This is a genomic window from Roseovarius aquimarinus, from assembly GCF_043661195.1.
GTDB lineage: Bacteria > Pseudomonadota > Alphaproteobacteria > Rhodobacterales > Rhodobacteraceae > Roseovarius > Roseovarius aquimarinus.
The window spans coordinates 187,878-202,807 of record NZ_JBIHMM010000004.1 but is presented as its reverse complement, the minus strand read 5'-3'; the positions used below and the strand labels follow the sequence as shown (position 1 = coordinate 202,807).

At 65.5% G+C, this 14,930-nt stretch carries 13 protein-coding genes; 8 read left to right on the top strand and 5 right to left on the bottom strand.

What is annotated here, in order from left to right:
* Positions 1 to 127: 127 nt before the first annotated feature.
* Positions 128 to 1,156: a trans-3-hydroxy-L-proline dehydratase gene (locus ACGRVM_RS14670; protein ID WP_377172485.1), complete on the bottom strand. Its 1,029-nt coding sequence runs from the start codon at positions 1,154 to 1,156 to the stop codon at positions 128 to 130.
* 1 nt (position 1,157) lies between these two features.
* Positions 1,158 to 3,197, bottom strand: a complete 2,040-nt coding sequence (locus tag ACGRVM_RS14665; protein WP_377172486.1) for an oxidoreductase — start codon at positions 3,195 to 3,197, stop codon at positions 1,158 to 1,160.
* A gap of 112 nt (positions 3,198 to 3,309) precedes the next feature.
* On the opposite strand from ACGRVM_RS14665, the gene ACGRVM_RS14660 reads away from it, so the two are divergent.
* A complete protein-coding gene (locus tag ACGRVM_RS14660) occupies positions 3,310 to 3,954 on the top strand; it encodes a TetR/AcrR family transcriptional regulator (protein ID WP_377172488.1) in 645 nt (214 codons plus the stop codon).
* Positions 3,955 to 3,985: 31 nt separating this feature from the next.
* Here ACGRVM_RS14660 and ACGRVM_RS14655 read toward each other — a convergent pair whose 3' ends face one another.
* Together ACGRVM_RS14655 and ACGRVM_RS14650 are read right to left on the bottom strand one after the other, a co-directional pair.
* A complete protein-coding gene (locus tag ACGRVM_RS14655; protein ID WP_377172489.1) occupies positions 3,986 to 4,879 on the bottom strand; it encodes an SMP-30/gluconolactonase/LRE family protein in 894 nt (297 codons plus the stop codon).
* Positions 4,876 to 5,646: an SDR family NAD(P)-dependent oxidoreductase gene (locus ACGRVM_RS14650; RefSeq protein ID WP_377172672.1), complete on the bottom strand. Its 771-nt coding sequence runs from the start codon at positions 5,644 to 5,646 to the stop codon at positions 4,876 to 4,878. Before ACGRVM_RS14650 ends, ACGRVM_RS14655 begins: the two co-directional genes overlap by 4 nt.
* 192 nt (positions 5,647 to 5,838) lie before the next feature.
* Between ACGRVM_RS14650 and ACGRVM_RS14645 the strand changes: the two genes are divergently transcribed.
* The 6 genes from ACGRVM_RS14645 to ACGRVM_RS14620 are packed head-to-tail and all read left to right on the top strand — an operon-like array spanning position 5,839 to position 12,888.
* A complete protein-coding gene (locus tag ACGRVM_RS14645; RefSeq protein WP_377172490.1) occupies positions 5,839 to 6,825 on the top strand; it encodes a glycosyltransferase in 987 nt (328 codons plus the stop codon).
* On the top strand, positions 6,800 to 7,465 hold the full coding sequence (locus tag ACGRVM_RS14640; protein ID WP_377172491.1) for an acylneuraminate cytidylyltransferase family protein: 666 nt from the start codon (positions 6,800 to 6,802) through the stop codon (positions 7,463 to 7,465). Before ACGRVM_RS14645 ends, ACGRVM_RS14640 begins: the two co-directional genes overlap by 26 nt.
* Positions 7,462 to 8,445 carry a phosphoglycerate dehydrogenase gene (locus ACGRVM_RS14635; protein WP_377172492.1) on the top strand — a complete coding sequence of 328 codons (984 nt, stop codon included), beginning with the start codon at positions 7,462 to 7,464 and terminating at the stop codon, positions 8,443 to 8,445. Before ACGRVM_RS14640 ends, ACGRVM_RS14635 begins: the two co-directional genes overlap by 4 nt.
* A complete protein-coding gene (locus tag ACGRVM_RS14630; protein WP_377172493.1) occupies positions 8,442 to 10,751 on the top strand; it encodes a glycosyltransferase family 2 protein in 2,310 nt (769 codons plus the stop codon). The genes ACGRVM_RS14635 and ACGRVM_RS14630 overlap by 4 nt, the downstream gene beginning before the upstream one ends.
* A 44-nt stretch (positions 10,752 to 10,795) precedes the next feature.
* Positions 10,796 to 11,788 carry a GDP-L-fucose synthase family protein gene (locus ACGRVM_RS14625; RefSeq protein ID WP_377172494.1) on the top strand — a complete coding sequence of 331 codons (993 nt, stop codon included), beginning with the start codon at positions 10,796 to 10,798 and terminating at the stop codon, positions 11,786 to 11,788.
* The gene (locus ACGRVM_RS14620) at positions 11,749 to 12,888 is read left to right on the top strand and encodes a glycosyltransferase (protein ID WP_377172495.1); all 1,140 of its coding nucleotides are present in this window, start codon (positions 11,749 to 11,751) and stop codon (positions 12,886 to 12,888) included. Before ACGRVM_RS14625 ends, ACGRVM_RS14620 begins: the two co-directional genes overlap by 40 nt.
* Here the strand turns inward: ACGRVM_RS14620 and ACGRVM_RS14615 are convergent.
* Positions 12,800 to 13,612 carry an ABC transporter permease gene (locus ACGRVM_RS14615; RefSeq protein ID WP_377172496.1) on the bottom strand — a complete coding sequence of 271 codons (813 nt, stop codon included), beginning with the start codon at positions 13,610 to 13,612 and terminating at the stop codon, positions 12,800 to 12,802. The two genes, ACGRVM_RS14620 and ACGRVM_RS14615, sit on opposite strands and share 89 nt — an antisense overlap.
* A gap of 128 nt (positions 13,613 to 13,740) precedes the next feature.
* On the opposite strand from ACGRVM_RS14615, the gene ACGRVM_RS14610 reads away from it, so the two are divergent.
* Positions 13,741 to 14,925 carry a sugar transporter gene (locus ACGRVM_RS14610; RefSeq protein ID WP_377172497.1) on the top strand — a complete coding sequence of 395 codons (1,185 nt, stop codon included), beginning with the start codon at positions 13,741 to 13,743 and terminating at the stop codon, positions 14,923 to 14,925.
* The last annotated feature ends 5 nt before the right edge of the window (positions 14,926 to 14,930 follow it).

Here is a 14,930-nt window from a genome sequence, read left to right as displayed (position 1 = left end):
GTTTAAATCGAGCTCCCGCAACCAAATCAGCCAAAAACACCACCTGGACCGAAGCAACGCCGAGCGCCCAATGCGCAAGCCGCGCGGCCAGCGGCCAAGCCTCAGGCATTTTCCATCCCTCAAAACCTCACCGCGCTCCCCATGTGTCCGAAAGCTTGTAGCCTCGCGGCCAAGGGTCGGTGGGGTCCAGCATGTGCTGATGGATGCCGGTGATCCAGCCGCGGCCCGAGAGTTCCGGGTGGATGGCGGTACGCTCGCCTACACGCGTTTCGCCGAGGATGCGTCCCGCGAAGCTCGACCCGATGATCGAGCGGGCGGTCAGTCGGTCTCCGGTCTTCATCACGCCTTGCGCATGCAGGAGCGCCATGCGGGCCGAGAGGGCCGTGCCCGTGGGCGAGCGGTCTACCTTGCCGGGCCGGATTGCGACGGCGGCGGTCGTCTCCAGGCCTGTCGCACCGTCCGAGAGAGGACCGGCGAAGAGGCAGAAGGAGATATGGCGCCAGTCCGGGTTTTCGGGATGATCGAAGCCGATCTGCTCATTGGCCGCAGCGGTGATCCGCATGCCGAGCGTCGCGATATCGTGGGCCTCGTCCTCGGTCAGAGCGAAGCCCAACGCCGCCGCATCCACGATGACGAAGCTGTCGCCGCCATAGGCTGTATCGACACCGAGGCTGCCCAGCCCGTCCACCTCGAGCGCGCGGCCCATCTCGGCCGCGAAGGAGGGCAGGTTCCGCACGAAGATCCGCTCGGCCTTGCCATCCCTGCATTCTGCGCGCACGCGGACCAGCCCGCCGGGCGCTTCGAGGACGAGATGCGTCTCCGGCTCCTGCATCTCGATAATGCCGGCATCCAGAAGGACGGTGGCGACGCAGATGGAATTGGAGCCGGACATGGGCGGCGTATCCTCGGGCTCCATGATGATCCACGCCGCCTGCGCCTCGGGGTGCTTGGGCGGCACCAGCAGGTTCACATGACGAAAGACGCCGCCGCGCGGCTCGTTCAGGACGAAGTCGCGCAGCGTGCCGTCCCTGGCGATCCACCGGCTCTGTTCCCAGAGCGTCTCGCCGGGGGGCGGAAGAACGCCGCCCACGATGACATCACCGACCTCGCCCTCGGCATGGGCGGAAATGACGTGGATGGTCTTGCTGGAGCGCATGTCAAAGCGCCTTGCAGAGGCGCAGCGCGTCATAGATTGCGGCATGGGTGTTGCGGGCGGCGACGGCGTCGCCGATGCGGAAGAGCCGATAGCGGCCCGTGGGGTTGCGGACGACCGCCTGGGGCCGCCCCGCGATCAGGGCATCGTGATCCACCTCGCCGCCGTTCAGCGCGCCCTCGACCAGATCGAAATAGAGATCGTCGAGAGGGCGCGTGCCGTGATTGACGACCACCTGATCGACGCGCCGCTCGCGGGTTTCGGAGATGTAATCGCTGCCGATGGTGGCGACGAGATGATTGCCGTCCCGGCGCACATGGTCGAGCTTCCATGTGACGGTGAAGGTCACATCGCGCTTTTGCAGCTCGCGCATGGCGGGGGTGAGGGACATGGCCATGACCTCTGGTGCGAAGCTCCGATCGCGGGTCATGATCTCGACCGACGCGCCCGTCGCCGCGATCTTCTCGGCGGCCTGAAGCCCGGCGAAATCGCCCGCCTCGTCGTAGATGAGAACATTGCTTCCGGGGCTCGCATCGCCCGAGAGAATGTCCCAAGCCGAAACGACCAGCGCGTCGGCCCCCTCGAACATGTCGGTATGGGGCAGGCCGCCGGTTGCGACGATCACCACATCGGGTCGCTCGGCCACCACCGTGCCTGCATCGGCGAAGCTGTTGAAATGGAAGGTGACGCCCATCCGCATGCATTCCGCGTGACGCCACTGGATCAGCTGCATCATCTCGGCGCGGCGCGGCGTTCGGGCCGTCAGGCGGACCTGGCCGCCCGGGTCGCTGGCGGCCTCGTGGACGATCACCTCATGGCCGCGCTCGGCGGCAACGCGCGCCGCCTCCATCCCGCCGGGGCCGGCGCCGATGATGACGATGCGCTGGCGCGTCTCGGCTTTCGGCACGACATGCGGCTCCTCGAGCTCGCGGCCCGTCGCCGGGTTGTGCAGGCACAGCGCGATGCCGCCCTGATAAATTCGGTCGAGGCAATAATTCGCGCCGACGCAGGGACGGATGCGGTCTTCCTCGCCGCGCAGGATCTTCGCCATGATATGCGGCTCGGCGATATGGGCGCGGGTCATGCCGACCATGTCGAGCTTCCCGCTCGCGATCGCGTGGCGCGCGGTGGCGACGTCCTGGATCTTGGCGGCGTGGAAGGTGGGGAATTGAGTGGCGGCCCTGATTTCGCCGGCGAAGTCGAGATGCGGATTGGCGCGCATCCCCTGCACAGGAATGACGTCGGTCATGGCCGCGTCCGTCTCGATATGGCCGCGCACGACGTTCAGGAAATCCACCAGTCCGCTGGATTTGAGCCGCCGGGTGATCTCCATTCCCTCGGTCTTGGTGATGCCGCCTTCCATGTCCTCGTCGGCGACATAGCGGATCCCGACGAGGAAATCGGGGCCGACCCGCGCGCGCACCGCCTCGAGCACCTGCATCGACAGGCGCATGCGGTTCTCGAGGCTGCCGCCGTAATCGGTGCCCTCCATCGCGTTGCTGGCGGGTGACCAGAACTGGTCGAGCAGATGGCCGTAAGCCTCGAGCTCGATACCGTCGAGCCCGGCGGCCTGCATCCGCTCGGCGGCCTCGGCATAGTCGCGGACGATGCGCTCGATGTCCCAGATCTCGGCGCGTTTGGCGACGGCGCGGTGAGCGGGCTCGCGCTCGCTCGTCGCCGAGATGGTGGGCAGCCAGTCGCCCTTGTCCCAGCGCGTGCGGCGCCCGAGATGCGTGAGCTGGATCATGACGGCGCATTCATGCTCGTGGCAGTCGTCGGCGATCTTCTTCATCCATCCGATGACCTCGTCCTTGTAGGCGAGGATGTTGTTGAAAGCGGGAGGGCTGTCGCGCGACACGGCGGCCGAGCCCGCGGTCATCGTGAGCGCGACACCGCCCTTCGCGCGCTCGCGGTGGTAGGCGCGATAGCGGTCCTTGGGCATGCCGTCCTCGGGATAGGCCGGCTCGTGACTGGTGATCATCAAGCGGTTCTTGAGGGTGAGATGCCTCAGCCGGTAGGGCTGCAAAAGAGGGTCGTTGGACATGGCGCACTCCGCAGGAACGGTTGACGATCCCGCAAAATGTTCACTAGTGTCAAGAAATATGTCGCGACGGCCATGAGGCCTGTGACGGCTGCGTGAAGACGGGACGGACCCGATGAAAAATGCCGAGGAACGCGAGCGGGATACCGGATGGCGCGGCTCGCGTGCGCTCTGGCTGGGCGCGGCCAAGACGGCCTTTGTCGAAACCGGCCTCGATGCGGTGAAGATCGCGCCGCTGGCGGCGCGGCTCGATATCTCGCGGACCAGCTTCTACTGGTTTTTCAAGGATCGCGCGGCGCTGCTCGATGCGCTTCTGGAGGATTGGGACGCCAAGAATACCGGCGCCTTCGTCACCGCTTGCGCGGCGGACGCGCGCACGATCCCGGAGGCCGTTCTGAACCTCATCACGGTCTTTCACGACGAGGCGCTTTTCGAGCCGCAGCTCGATTTCGCGGTGCGTGGCTGGGCGCATCGGTCGGACGCGGTGATGGAACGGGTCAATGCGGCGGATGCGGTGCGGCTCGATGCCATCCGCGCGATGTTCATGCGCTTCGGCTTTGCGCCCGACGAGGCGGATGTGCGCGCGCGGACCGTCTATCTTGTGCAGATCGGCTATATCTCGATGCAGGTCCGGGAAGATCGCGCCGAGCGAATGAGCCGTGTTCCAGCCTATGTGCAGACCTTCTGCGGCGCGGCCCCAAGCGCCGAGGAACTTGCGCGGTTTCACGCGCGGATCGCGTTCGATCCCGTGTCGGGATAGGTGCCTCGTTCCCGGTTTGCCTCGAAAGCGATCAGGGCGTGCCGTCTTCGCCATGTCTGAATGTGTCGAGCCGCACGCGATGCTCCGCCTGGCCACTGACGCCGGAGGGAGCGCGGAATGTCTGGCCCGACAGCGGCGCGGCGGCCCGCTGCTGCCTGCCCAGCCCTTTTGTCGCGCTGGTCACGAAGAGGGTGCCCAGATCCTCGCCGCCGAGAGCGGGACAGGATGTGTTGGGCGCGGGCAGCGGGATCGCCGCGAGCAACTCGCCGTGCGGCGCGTAGCGCCTCACGCTCGATGCGCCCCACAGGGCGATCCAGAGAGCGCCCTCACCGTCGATCACCGCGCCGTCCGGCGCCAGACCTTCGGCGGAAAGGTCGAGGCAACACTCGGGCGCGCCGATCGGCCAGCCGTCTGGTCCGAGCGCGACGCGCATGATCCGGGCGGTGGGTGTGTCGCAGAAACAGGCGCTGCGCTCATCGGGGGCGAAACAGATCGCGTTGGGGATGGTGAGGGACGCGTAAAGCCGCCGCATCTCGCCGCGATACCAGCGCCAGATCGCACCGGCGCCGCGTCTTTCGCCCTTGTGCATCGTGCTGATCCAGAAGCCGCCTTGCGGATCGGCGCGCCCGTCATTGGTCCGTATCATGCTGCCTTCTGTCTCGAGAGGAGCGATCAATCGCCGCTCTGCGCTTTTCAGATCGAAATACCAAAGACCGCTTTCGGAGGCGAGCAGGAGCCCGCCTTCATCGATCCAGCCGGCGGCGGAATGCATTTCGTCGAACGCCCATTCACGCGCAACCTCGCCCTTGCGCGAGAGCATGCGGCGCCCGGTGATGTCGAACCAGAAGAGCTCCCGGCGCATCGGATGCCAGAGCGGGGCTTCGCCCAAATCGCAGACGCGATCGTCGAAGACCCGCGCGCTCATCCCGTCGTTACCACGCCGCCGTCGATGACGAGCGCCTGTCCCGTCATCATCCGGCTGGCCCGCGATGCGAGAAAAAGCGCGCCGCCGGCAATGTCATGCGGGGCGAGCGGCTCCTTGAGGCACTGGCGGCCCAGATGCGCCTCGAGGGCTTCGGGCGTCACCCACATCTCGCGCTGCTTTCGGGTCATGACCCAGCCCGGCGCCAGCGCATTGACCCGGATTCCGTCCGCCCCGAACTCACGCGCGAGCGCGCGGGTAAGCCCGTTGATGCCCGAATTCGCCGCCACATAAGCCGGATAGCCCGCGTTGCCCATCATGTAGCTGATCGACGTCATGTTCACGATGGAGCCGCCACCGAGCGCGCGCATGCCCGGAATGACAGCTTGGGATGTCATGAAATACGCCTTGAGATTGACATCCATGAGGCGGTCCCAGTCTTCGCCGGTGGTGTCGAGCGTGCCGTGCCGCGCGTCGTTCGCGGCGTTGTTCATCAGGATCCGCACCGGCCCATGCACTTCCGCGGCCTCGGCGATGGCGGCCCGCATCGCGGCGCTGTCGGTCACATCGCAGCGCAAAAAGAGGGGCCGATTGCCCGTGAGGCTCTGCATGGCGTCGCAGAATGGGCTGGCATCGGACCTTTGCGAAAAGGCGACGCGGCTTCCCTGGCGTAGAAAAGCCTCCGTCAGGGCCGCGCCGATCCCGCTGCCGCCGCCGGTGATGAAGACCGACGCGCCTTCGAGATCGGGAAAGACGGGCAGATCGATCATGTCGGGGCGGCTCTCGGCGGACTTGTTCAATTGCGATCCTATCACAGCTTGTCTCGCCGAAATCAATCTATGCGTGTGTTTTTCTGGACAACGCAAACGAATGGCTCATAAATGGTCACGCAACACGTTAAAGATGCGCGATTAATCAGTGCGCTCTCATGAGTTGCTCGGTCAACGGCAGGGGGCAGCCATGTGCCCCTTCTTCGGGAGCGGCTAGTGCGCGCGAGCGTCGTCATTCGGACCTTGAACGAGGCGGAGCACCTCGACGACCTGATGCGCATGATCGCGCGGCAGGTGACGCCCGATTTCGATGTCGAGACCGTGCTGGTGGATTCGGGATCCAAGGACGGCACGGTCGAGATCGCCCGGCGGCACGGCGCGCGCATCACGACCATCTCGAAATCCGAATTCTCCTTCGGGCGGTCGCTGAACCGGGGCTGCGGTTTCGCGGCCGGCGATCTTCTGGTGTTCGTGTCGGGCCATTGCGTGCCCGCGGATGAGCATTGGCTTGCCCGGCTATGCCGCCCGCTGCTCGACGGCAGGGCGCACTACACCTACGGGCGGCAGATCGGCGATGATCGCAGCAATTACAGCGAGCGGCGCATCTTCGCGAAGTATTATCCCGAGACGTCGCAGCTCCCGCAGGCGGATTTCTTCTGCAACAATGCGAATTCCGCGCTCTTGCGCGCCGTGTGGGAGGCATATCCGTTCGACGAGACCCTGACCGGCCTCGAAGACATGGACCTGGCCAAGAGGCTGACGGCGACGGGGATGCGGATCGGGTATGTCGCGGAGGCGGCGGTCTTTCATCATCATCAGGAGACGTGGCGCGAGGTGAAACGCCGCTTCGAGCGCGAGGCGCTCGCCCTGCGCTCGATCATGCCCGAGGTGCATCTGTCATGGCTCGACGTGCTGCGCTTCGTGGCGGTCAGCGCGGTGGGCGACTGGCGCTCGGCACGGCGGAACGGCACCACATCGACGCCCCTTACAGGCATGATCCGCTATCGCTGGAGCCAGTTCTCGGGGTCCTACAAGGGCAATCACGAGCACAGGATCCTGTCGCAGTCCGCGAAAGAAAGATTTTTCTACCCGAACATTTCGAGAGAGGCAGACCAGGATGAGTGGCTCAAACCGATGCGTCGCACTGCTCCCAATGAAATTGAACAGCCAGAGGGTTAGCGGCAAGAATTTCCGTGATCTGCGGGGCAGGCCGCTCTTTCGGTGGATCCTCGAGAGCCTGCTCGCGATCGACGAGATCGACGAGATCATCATCAATACCGATGCGCGGCAGATGCTGGCGCAGAAGGGCCTGGCCGATGGCCCGCGCCTGCGTATCCGCGACCGCAAGCCGGAACTGTGCGGTGACGCCATCTCGATGAACCGGATCCTCGCCGACGATCTCGAGGCGGTGGAGGCGGGATGCTATGTGATGACGCATACGACCAACCCGATGCTGACGCCCCGGACGATCCGCGCCGCTCTTGCCCGCTACAGGGACGGCATGGCGCGCGGGACGGCGGATTCGCTCTTTACCGTCACCAAGGTTCAGGCGCGGTTCTACCGCGCCGACGGGAGCGCGGTGAATCACGACCCGCAGAACCTGATCCAGACCCAGGATCTAGAGCCGTGGTACGAGGAGAATTCGAACCTCTTCATCTTCTCGCGCCGGAGCTTCGCGGCCACGGGCGCGCGGATCGGACGCGCGCCGATCCTCCACGAGATGAGCAAACTGGAAGCCATCGACATCGACACGCCCGAGGATTGGGCGCTGGCCGAAGCGGTCGCCGGGATGGCTCGGCGCGCGATGGAGGCGGCATGAAGGACGTTCTGGTGACCTGCCCGCCGATGCTGGGCCAGATCGAGCGGTTTCACGATTTCGCGGCCGAGCGGGGGCTGAGGCTTCATCCGGCGGAAGTGACCCAGGTTCTGAGCGAGGACGCGCTCTGCCGTCTTCTGCCGCGTTATGACGGGTGGATCATCGGAGACGATCCCGCCACGAGGCGGGTGTTCGAGACCGCGCGGCGGGGCCGGTTGCGCGCTGCGGTGAAGTGGGGCATCGGCGTCGACAATGTCGATTTCGTCGCCTGTGAGGCGCTGGGCATTCCCATCACCAACACGCCGAGGATGTTCGGGGCCGAGGTGGCGGATGTCGCGACGGCCTATGTCATCGGGCTGGCCCGGCATCTCTTCGAGATCGATCGCGGCGTGCGTGCCGGGGACTGGCCGAAGCCCGCCGGGATCAGCCTGACGGGGCGCCGCTGCGGCCTTGTCGGCCTCGGCGATATCGGTCAGCACACCGCGCGCCGCTTGATGGTCTTGGGAATGGAGATCGTCGCCTATGATCCGGGCGTCGAGGGCGATGCCGGGATCGAGGGCCTCGAGCGCGCGGTCTGGCCCGAAGGTATCGGGACGCTCGATTTTCTGGTCTTCACCTGCGCACTCAATGCGCGCAATCGCCACATGCTGGATGCGGAGGCGCTGGCGCGGTGCAGCCAGGGCGTGCGCATCGTCAACGTCGCCCGCGGTCCGCTGATCGACGAGGCGGCGCTGGTCGCGGCGCTCCGCTCGGGCCGGGTACATTCCGCCGCGCTCGACGTGTTCGAGGAAGAGCCCTTGCCGCCGACAAGCCCGCTGCGCGAGATGGAGCGGTGCATCTTCGGCTCGCATAACGGCTCGAACTCCGTGGATGCGGTCATCCGCGCCAGCCACGAGGCGATCACGCGGCTGGCGGCGTTCCATGCCTCGGACCGGCACCGCGTGGTGCAGGGGCGGACGGGCGGCGTTCGGTGTGCCTCATGACCGCGCGCTTCGATCTTTCGATCATCGTGACGGTCTACAATTCCGAGGATTATCTCGACGCGTGTCTCGCCAGCATCGAGCGGCAAACTGTCGAACGGCTCGAGGTCGTAATCGTCAATGACGGAAGCACGGACTCGAGCGAGGCGATCATCCGGAGCTTTTTGCGCCGCAATCCGGAGTGGCGGTATTTCAGCCAACCGAACAAGGGCGTCGGGTTCACCCGCAATCGTGCCCTGCTTCTGGCGCGCGGCGACTATGTCGGGTTTCTTGACAGCGACGATCGGGCCGAAGATGCGATGTATGGCGATCTTCTGCATATCGCGCGCCGGGACGAGGCCTGCGTGGTGCTGTCGAATTTCTCGAAATGGGATTACACGGCGCGATGCGAGATCACCGAGCGGAAGGACCGCTTCACTGAGCTATCCGCGCTGAGCGACGAGGAGCGGCTCGCCCATATCTTCGGCGGGAAGATCTTCGGGATGGCCTGCTGTTCCATCTTCCGGCGGGCGCTCTTTCTCGAGGCCGGGTCGTTCTTTCCGGTCTCGACGTTCCACGAAGACATCTTCGTCATGCCTATCCTCTACGCCCATGCGGCGCGCATTTCGGCGTCGCCTGACAAGGGATATGTCTGGCGCATGCGGCCGCAGTCGGAGAGCCATTCGATCAACAGCAAGCATGTCCTCGGCGTGATGCACGCCCTGAGCCACCTTCAGGCCCATCTCGTGTCCCTCGGCCAATACGATGCCTTGAGGCGCAATTTCACGACCTATTGCATCATGTATCTCAACGGCCTCCTGAAGCGTGTCGAGAGTCTTGCGGAAAGTGTGCCGTCGAAGTCCTACCTTCTCGATCTGATGGGCTCCGCCACGAACCAGATCCTCGCCGACAAGCGGGATTTCGTTCCGCTCCATGCCGGCTCCTACGGCCCCTTCGTGGCTTTCGCAGAGGCGGCGCGCGCTTCGCAGAAGAAGATCGTGAATGCGGCCCTCGTCAAACCGCTTCGGTCCTTTCACTGCGACGTGGCCTTCTTTCCGCACAAGACCTATCACACGCTCACGATGCTGCCGATCGCGCGCGCCTTGCAGGAGCGTGGTCTTTCTTGCGCGTTCATCGACATGAGCGAGGCCTATGCCGACGAAGGCGCCTATGCCGCGTTCGACCGCTCCGAATTCCCGGTCGTCTCCTTTGCCGAGCTGGGCGCGTCGAGCGCGAGCTATGCGGCTTCGGTCTTCATGAATGATTGGGATGTCAAATGCGCCCTGCCCACCGTGCTCGCGGATAACGCGAGGGGGCGCGCGACCTTCGGCATCGTGGAGGGCATTCAGGATTTCTGGGATGTCGACACCGGCCGGCACCGGAACGCCTATCAATATGTGCGCTACCTGATCGCCGCCGGCGCGCATGACCTGCGCCATTTTACGGCGGGACTGCACAAGGACGTGCATATCGGCGGGGTTCCGAGGATCGCGCCGCTCTTGCAGAGAGACGCGCGGTTTCCATCCGAGAAGACCGCGCTCATCAACGTCAACTTCACCTATGGCGTTCTGGAAAGCGAGCGGGCGGCCTTCATCGCGTCGGCCGTCGCCGCGTCGCGCGCTGCCGGGTTCCGGCCGCTCCTCACTCGGCATCCACAGGATCTGGGGGATTTGAGCGGTCATGAGGTCGCCGCTTGCGACATGTACAGCGCCATCGACGGGGCGTCGGTGCTCATCAGCCGGTTCAGCAGCGCGATCATCGAGAGCGTCGCGATGGGCAAGCCAGCCATCTATTTCAATCCCGGCCTCGAGCGCGTCGACAAGTTTCTCGAGCCTCTCGGAGCGTTCGAGATCTGCCGCTCGGAAGACGCGCTGGCGGCTGCGCTGCGCGCGTTGGCGAGAATGCTCGACGAGGCGCCTGCGGAAGCGATGGGAAAGAAAGTGCGCGGGGCTGCCGCGCAATTTCTGGAACGGCATTGCGGCGTCGGCTCTGAGGCGGCGACTTCGGACGCCATCGCAGAATTCATCGCGTCGAAAACCGAGGTGCTGTCCTGGAGTCCGCCGCGCCGCGACGGTCTGCCGGTGGTCTCTGTCTCGCCGGACGCCTTGCCACCGCAGGAGGATACCGCGGTCTCGTCCCTGCGCGCCGCCGCGACCGCGCTTTTGCTCGACCCCGCTACGGGATTGGCGCGGATCGGGCGGGACGGTGATCTCGCCGGTCCGGTAGCCAAGGCGCTCGCGCAGGTCTCGGACGGCGCGCCGATCAGGGTGCATTTCGAGAAAGCGCGCGCTTTTGCCGAAGCCGCATCGCGTGCGCGGGTGACGGGATGAGCCTCGACGGACCTGCCCACGAATTGGGGCCCCTTGGGTGTGCCGTGCCAACCGCGCTGCGCCCGCAGCGCATCTTTCTCGCGGGGCATGCCGGAATGGTCGGAAGCGCCATCGTGCGGCAGCTCGGCCAGAGGCGCGAAGCGGGTGCTCCCATCGAGATCATCACCGCCCCGCGCGGCACCCTCGATCTGCGCGATCAGCGCGCCGTGCGGGACTTCATGCAGGCCGAGCGGCCCGATCTGGTCATTCACGCGGCGGCGAAAGTCGGCGGAATTCTCGCCAATTGCGGCCAGCCCGCCGATTTCCTCTTCGAGAACCTGATGATGAGTTGCAACGTCATCAACGAGGCTTACGGCGCGGGCGTGCGCAGGCTGCTCTATCTCGGCTCGTCCTGCATCTACCCGCGCGCGGCGCCGCAGCCGATGCAGGAGGGCGCGCTTCTGACCGGGCCGCTCGAGCCGACGAACGAGCCTTACGCCATTGCAAAGATCGCGGGCATCAAGCTCTGCGAGAGTTACAACCGGCAACATGGCACCGATTACTGTTCGGTCATGCCGACCAATCTCTACGGGCCCGGTGACAATTTTCATCCCGAGACGAGCCATGTGATCCCCGCCCTGATCCGCCGCTTTTACGAGGCTGCGCGGCGCGGAGACGATGCCGTGCGGATATGGGGGACGGGCCTGCCCCGGCGCGAGTTCCTCCATGTCGACGATCTGGCCGAGGCGGCGCTTTTCGTGCTGGACCTGAGCCAGGCCGATTACGCGCGCCGGACCGAGCCGATGCGGAGCCATTTGAATGTCGGCACCGGCGAGGACGTCACGATCCTCGAGCTTGCCGCCATGGTCGCGCGCGTGACCGGCTTCGATGGCCGAATCGAGACCGATGCGAGCAAACCCGATGGCGCGCCGCGAAAGATGCTCGACGTCTCGCGCCTCTCGGAGATGGGGTGGCGCGCGCGGACGGGGCTCGAGGACGGGCTCGCGCAGACCTATCGATGCTTCCTCGCGCAGGATCCCGCAGCGATGCGCATGTGACGGGGGCGGGTGCCGAAAACGCCGCCGAAGGGCGCAGGCTCGTCGCGGTCGTCGTCACCTGCAACCGCCTTGCGCAATTGCGGGCGACGCTCACGCGGCTTCGCGCGGCGAAGGCCGAGGGGCTCGGCGACATCATCGTCATCGACAATGCCTCGAGCGACGGGACCGCCGAGTGGCTGGCGGGGCAGAACGGTGCGGGAGTTTTCATCGAGCGCTGCGCCGAGAACCGTGGCGGCGCGGGGGGCTTCGCGCTGGGCCTCCGGCTGGCGGCCGAGCGGTTCGGCGCGGACTGGACACTCGTCATGGACGATGACGCGCGGCCCGAGCCGGGTGCGATCGCCGCCTTTCTCGCGGCGCCGCGCGGCGACGCGATGGCCTGGGCGGCAGCGGTCTATCATCCGGATGGGCGCATCTGCGACATGAACCGCCCGGCGCTCAATCCCTTTTGGGACGCGAAGGTCATGCGGCGCACCGTCCGGGCGCTCCTGTCGCGGCGAAGCAGGGACGGCTTTCACCTCGGCGCCTCCGATTATGCCGGGGCGCGCCAAGTGCCGGTCGACACCGGCTCCTTCGTCGGGCTTTTCGTCTCGCGCGCCGCGATCGACGCTGTGGGACATCCGGATGCGTCGCTCTTCATCTATGGCGACGATGTGCTCTACTCGCTCGCCATTCGGCGTGCGGGCGGGAGGATCCTTTTCGATCCCGCCATCAGGTTCGAGCATGATTTCCAGACGATGACGCGGGCGGACCCGCGGTTTCACCCCTTGTGGAAGACCTATTACCATTACCGCAACCTGCTGATCGTCTACCGTATCGCTGCGGGTGGCTGGTTCTGGCTCATCCTGCCTCTCTTCGTGACGAAATGGGCCTTCAAGGCGAAATTCCACAGGCACGAACGGGGGCGCTATCTGGCGCTTCTCGCGCGCGCGGTGCGCGACGGGCTTCGGCGCAGGACGCAAGTGCCGCACGGCCTGGTCCTCTCTTGGTCGGGCGCTGCGGAGGCGGCTCCGTTCAACGATTCAGGATCATGCGATGATACCGGCCCAGAAGCACGACCCCGAGAAAGAGACAGACCAGCGACACTCCGGCGACGAAGCTGATACTGACATAGGCCGCGTCGTAATTGCCGTAGAAGCCGCGCCGCATGAGGCCCGTGATGTGCAGCAGCGGATTGAACCAGAGAATATCCTGAATGAGAGGCGGCATGTCCTCGTAAAGGAAGAAGACGCCCGAGACGAAGAAGAGCGGCCGCGTGGCGATGCTCCAGATCTGCATCCAGACATCGAAGAGGCCGAAGAGCACACAGTTGAGGACGCCGACGCCCAGCCCGAAGAGGGCGGTGAGCGCCACCGCCTCGACGATGGTGCCGAGGTCGAGAAGTGCGCGCGTGTCGCTGACGATCAGAAGGCCGGTGAAAAGGATGCTCATCACCACCACATGGGTGAGCACCGTCAAAATGAACCGCGCCAGAACCGCATCGACCCACGTCACCGCCGGGTAGAAGAGCAGCGCGCGCGAGAAATTGATACAGCGCCCGATATCGTTGGCCATCTGCTGATACATCGTGAAGGGCAGGAAGGCGGTCGCGAAGAAGAGAAGAAAGCTGCTGCCGACGGGCGGGGTGCGGATCAGGAGCGAGAGGCCGAAGCCCAGCACGATGATGCCGCCCAAGGGCTCGAGCACCGCCCAGGCATACCCGCCGGGCGAGCGGCCGTATCGCGTCGCCATTTCGCGCAGGATCAGCGCCATGACGGCGCGGAACGTTCCGAAGCGGCGATTGGGTCCGGCCCCGACCCTGGGCGTCTGCGGTGCGCGCGCGTGCATCTGTGGTCAATCCCGTGCTGGCAAATGAAAAGGGACCATGTAAAAGAGAATTAAGGACACGTTAATGTCTTTAAGGTTGTATAGTGAACGATATTGCCAAGAAAGACGTTAACGTGGTTGCAGCGAATATGCCGGGCAGCGAGCGGCAGCGGGCGCACATGGGCGAGGCCAAGCCGCGCCGCCCCGTGCGCGCCGCGCGCTTTCGCAAACGGCATTACGGTCTTGCGGTCTCCTTCGCCTGTATCGTGCTGATCCCGCTCACCGTCGCGGCGCTCTATCTCTTCTTCGTCGCCGAGAAGCAGTACGGCTCTCAGGCCGGGTTCACCGTCCGCCAGGAGGAGGGCGGCGGGGCGTCCGAGCTCCTCGGCGGGTTGGCGAGCCTCGCGGGCGGGTCGATGGCCTCGGATGGCGAGATCCTCTACGAGTTCATTCTCAGCCAGCAGCTCATCCGCCAGATCGACGCGGCGCTCGATCTTCGCGGGCATTACAGCGCGCGTTGGAGCAGCGATCCGGTTTTCGCGCTGCGCCCCGACGCCAGCATCGAGGAGCTCGAGGAATACTGGAGCCGCATCGTGCGCGTCGCCTATGACCGCAGCTCGGGCCTCATGGACATGCGGGTGCTGGCCTTCACGCCCGAGACGGCGCAGCAGATCGCGGCCGAGACGATCCGTCTCAGCCAGGACATGATCAACGAGCTGAACGAGCAGGCCCGCAGCGATGCGATGCGCTATGCGCGGGCCGATCTCGACGAGGCGGTCGCGCGGCTCAAATCCGCGCGCGAAGACCTGACGCGCTTTCGCTCGGGAAACCAGCTCGTCAATCCCGACGCGGATCTTCAGGGGCGCATGGGCGTCATGAACAACCTGCAGCAGCAATTGGCCGAAGCGCTGATCGACATGGATCTTCTCAGCGGCACGACCAGCGAGAGCGATCCCCGGATGCGGCAGGCCGAGCGGCTGATCGAGGTCATCCGCGGGCGCATCGCGAACGAGCGCGAGCAGCTGGCCTCGGGCGGGGTGACGACGGACGGCCTGGGCGAGGATTATCCGAGCCTCATCGCGGCCTATGAGGGGCTGGTCGTGGACCGGGAATTCGCCGAGGAGAATTACCGCGTCGCGCTGGCCGCGCTGGATCTGGCGCGCGCCAATGCGCAGCGGCAGAGCCGGTACCTCGCGACCTATATCAAGCCGACCCTCGCCCAGACGAGCGAGTATCCCCGCGAAGCCGTCATCCTGGGCCTCGTCGCACTCTTCCTGACGCTCGGATGGTCGGTCATGGCGCTGGTCTTCTACTCGATCCGCGATCGCAGCTGACGGGG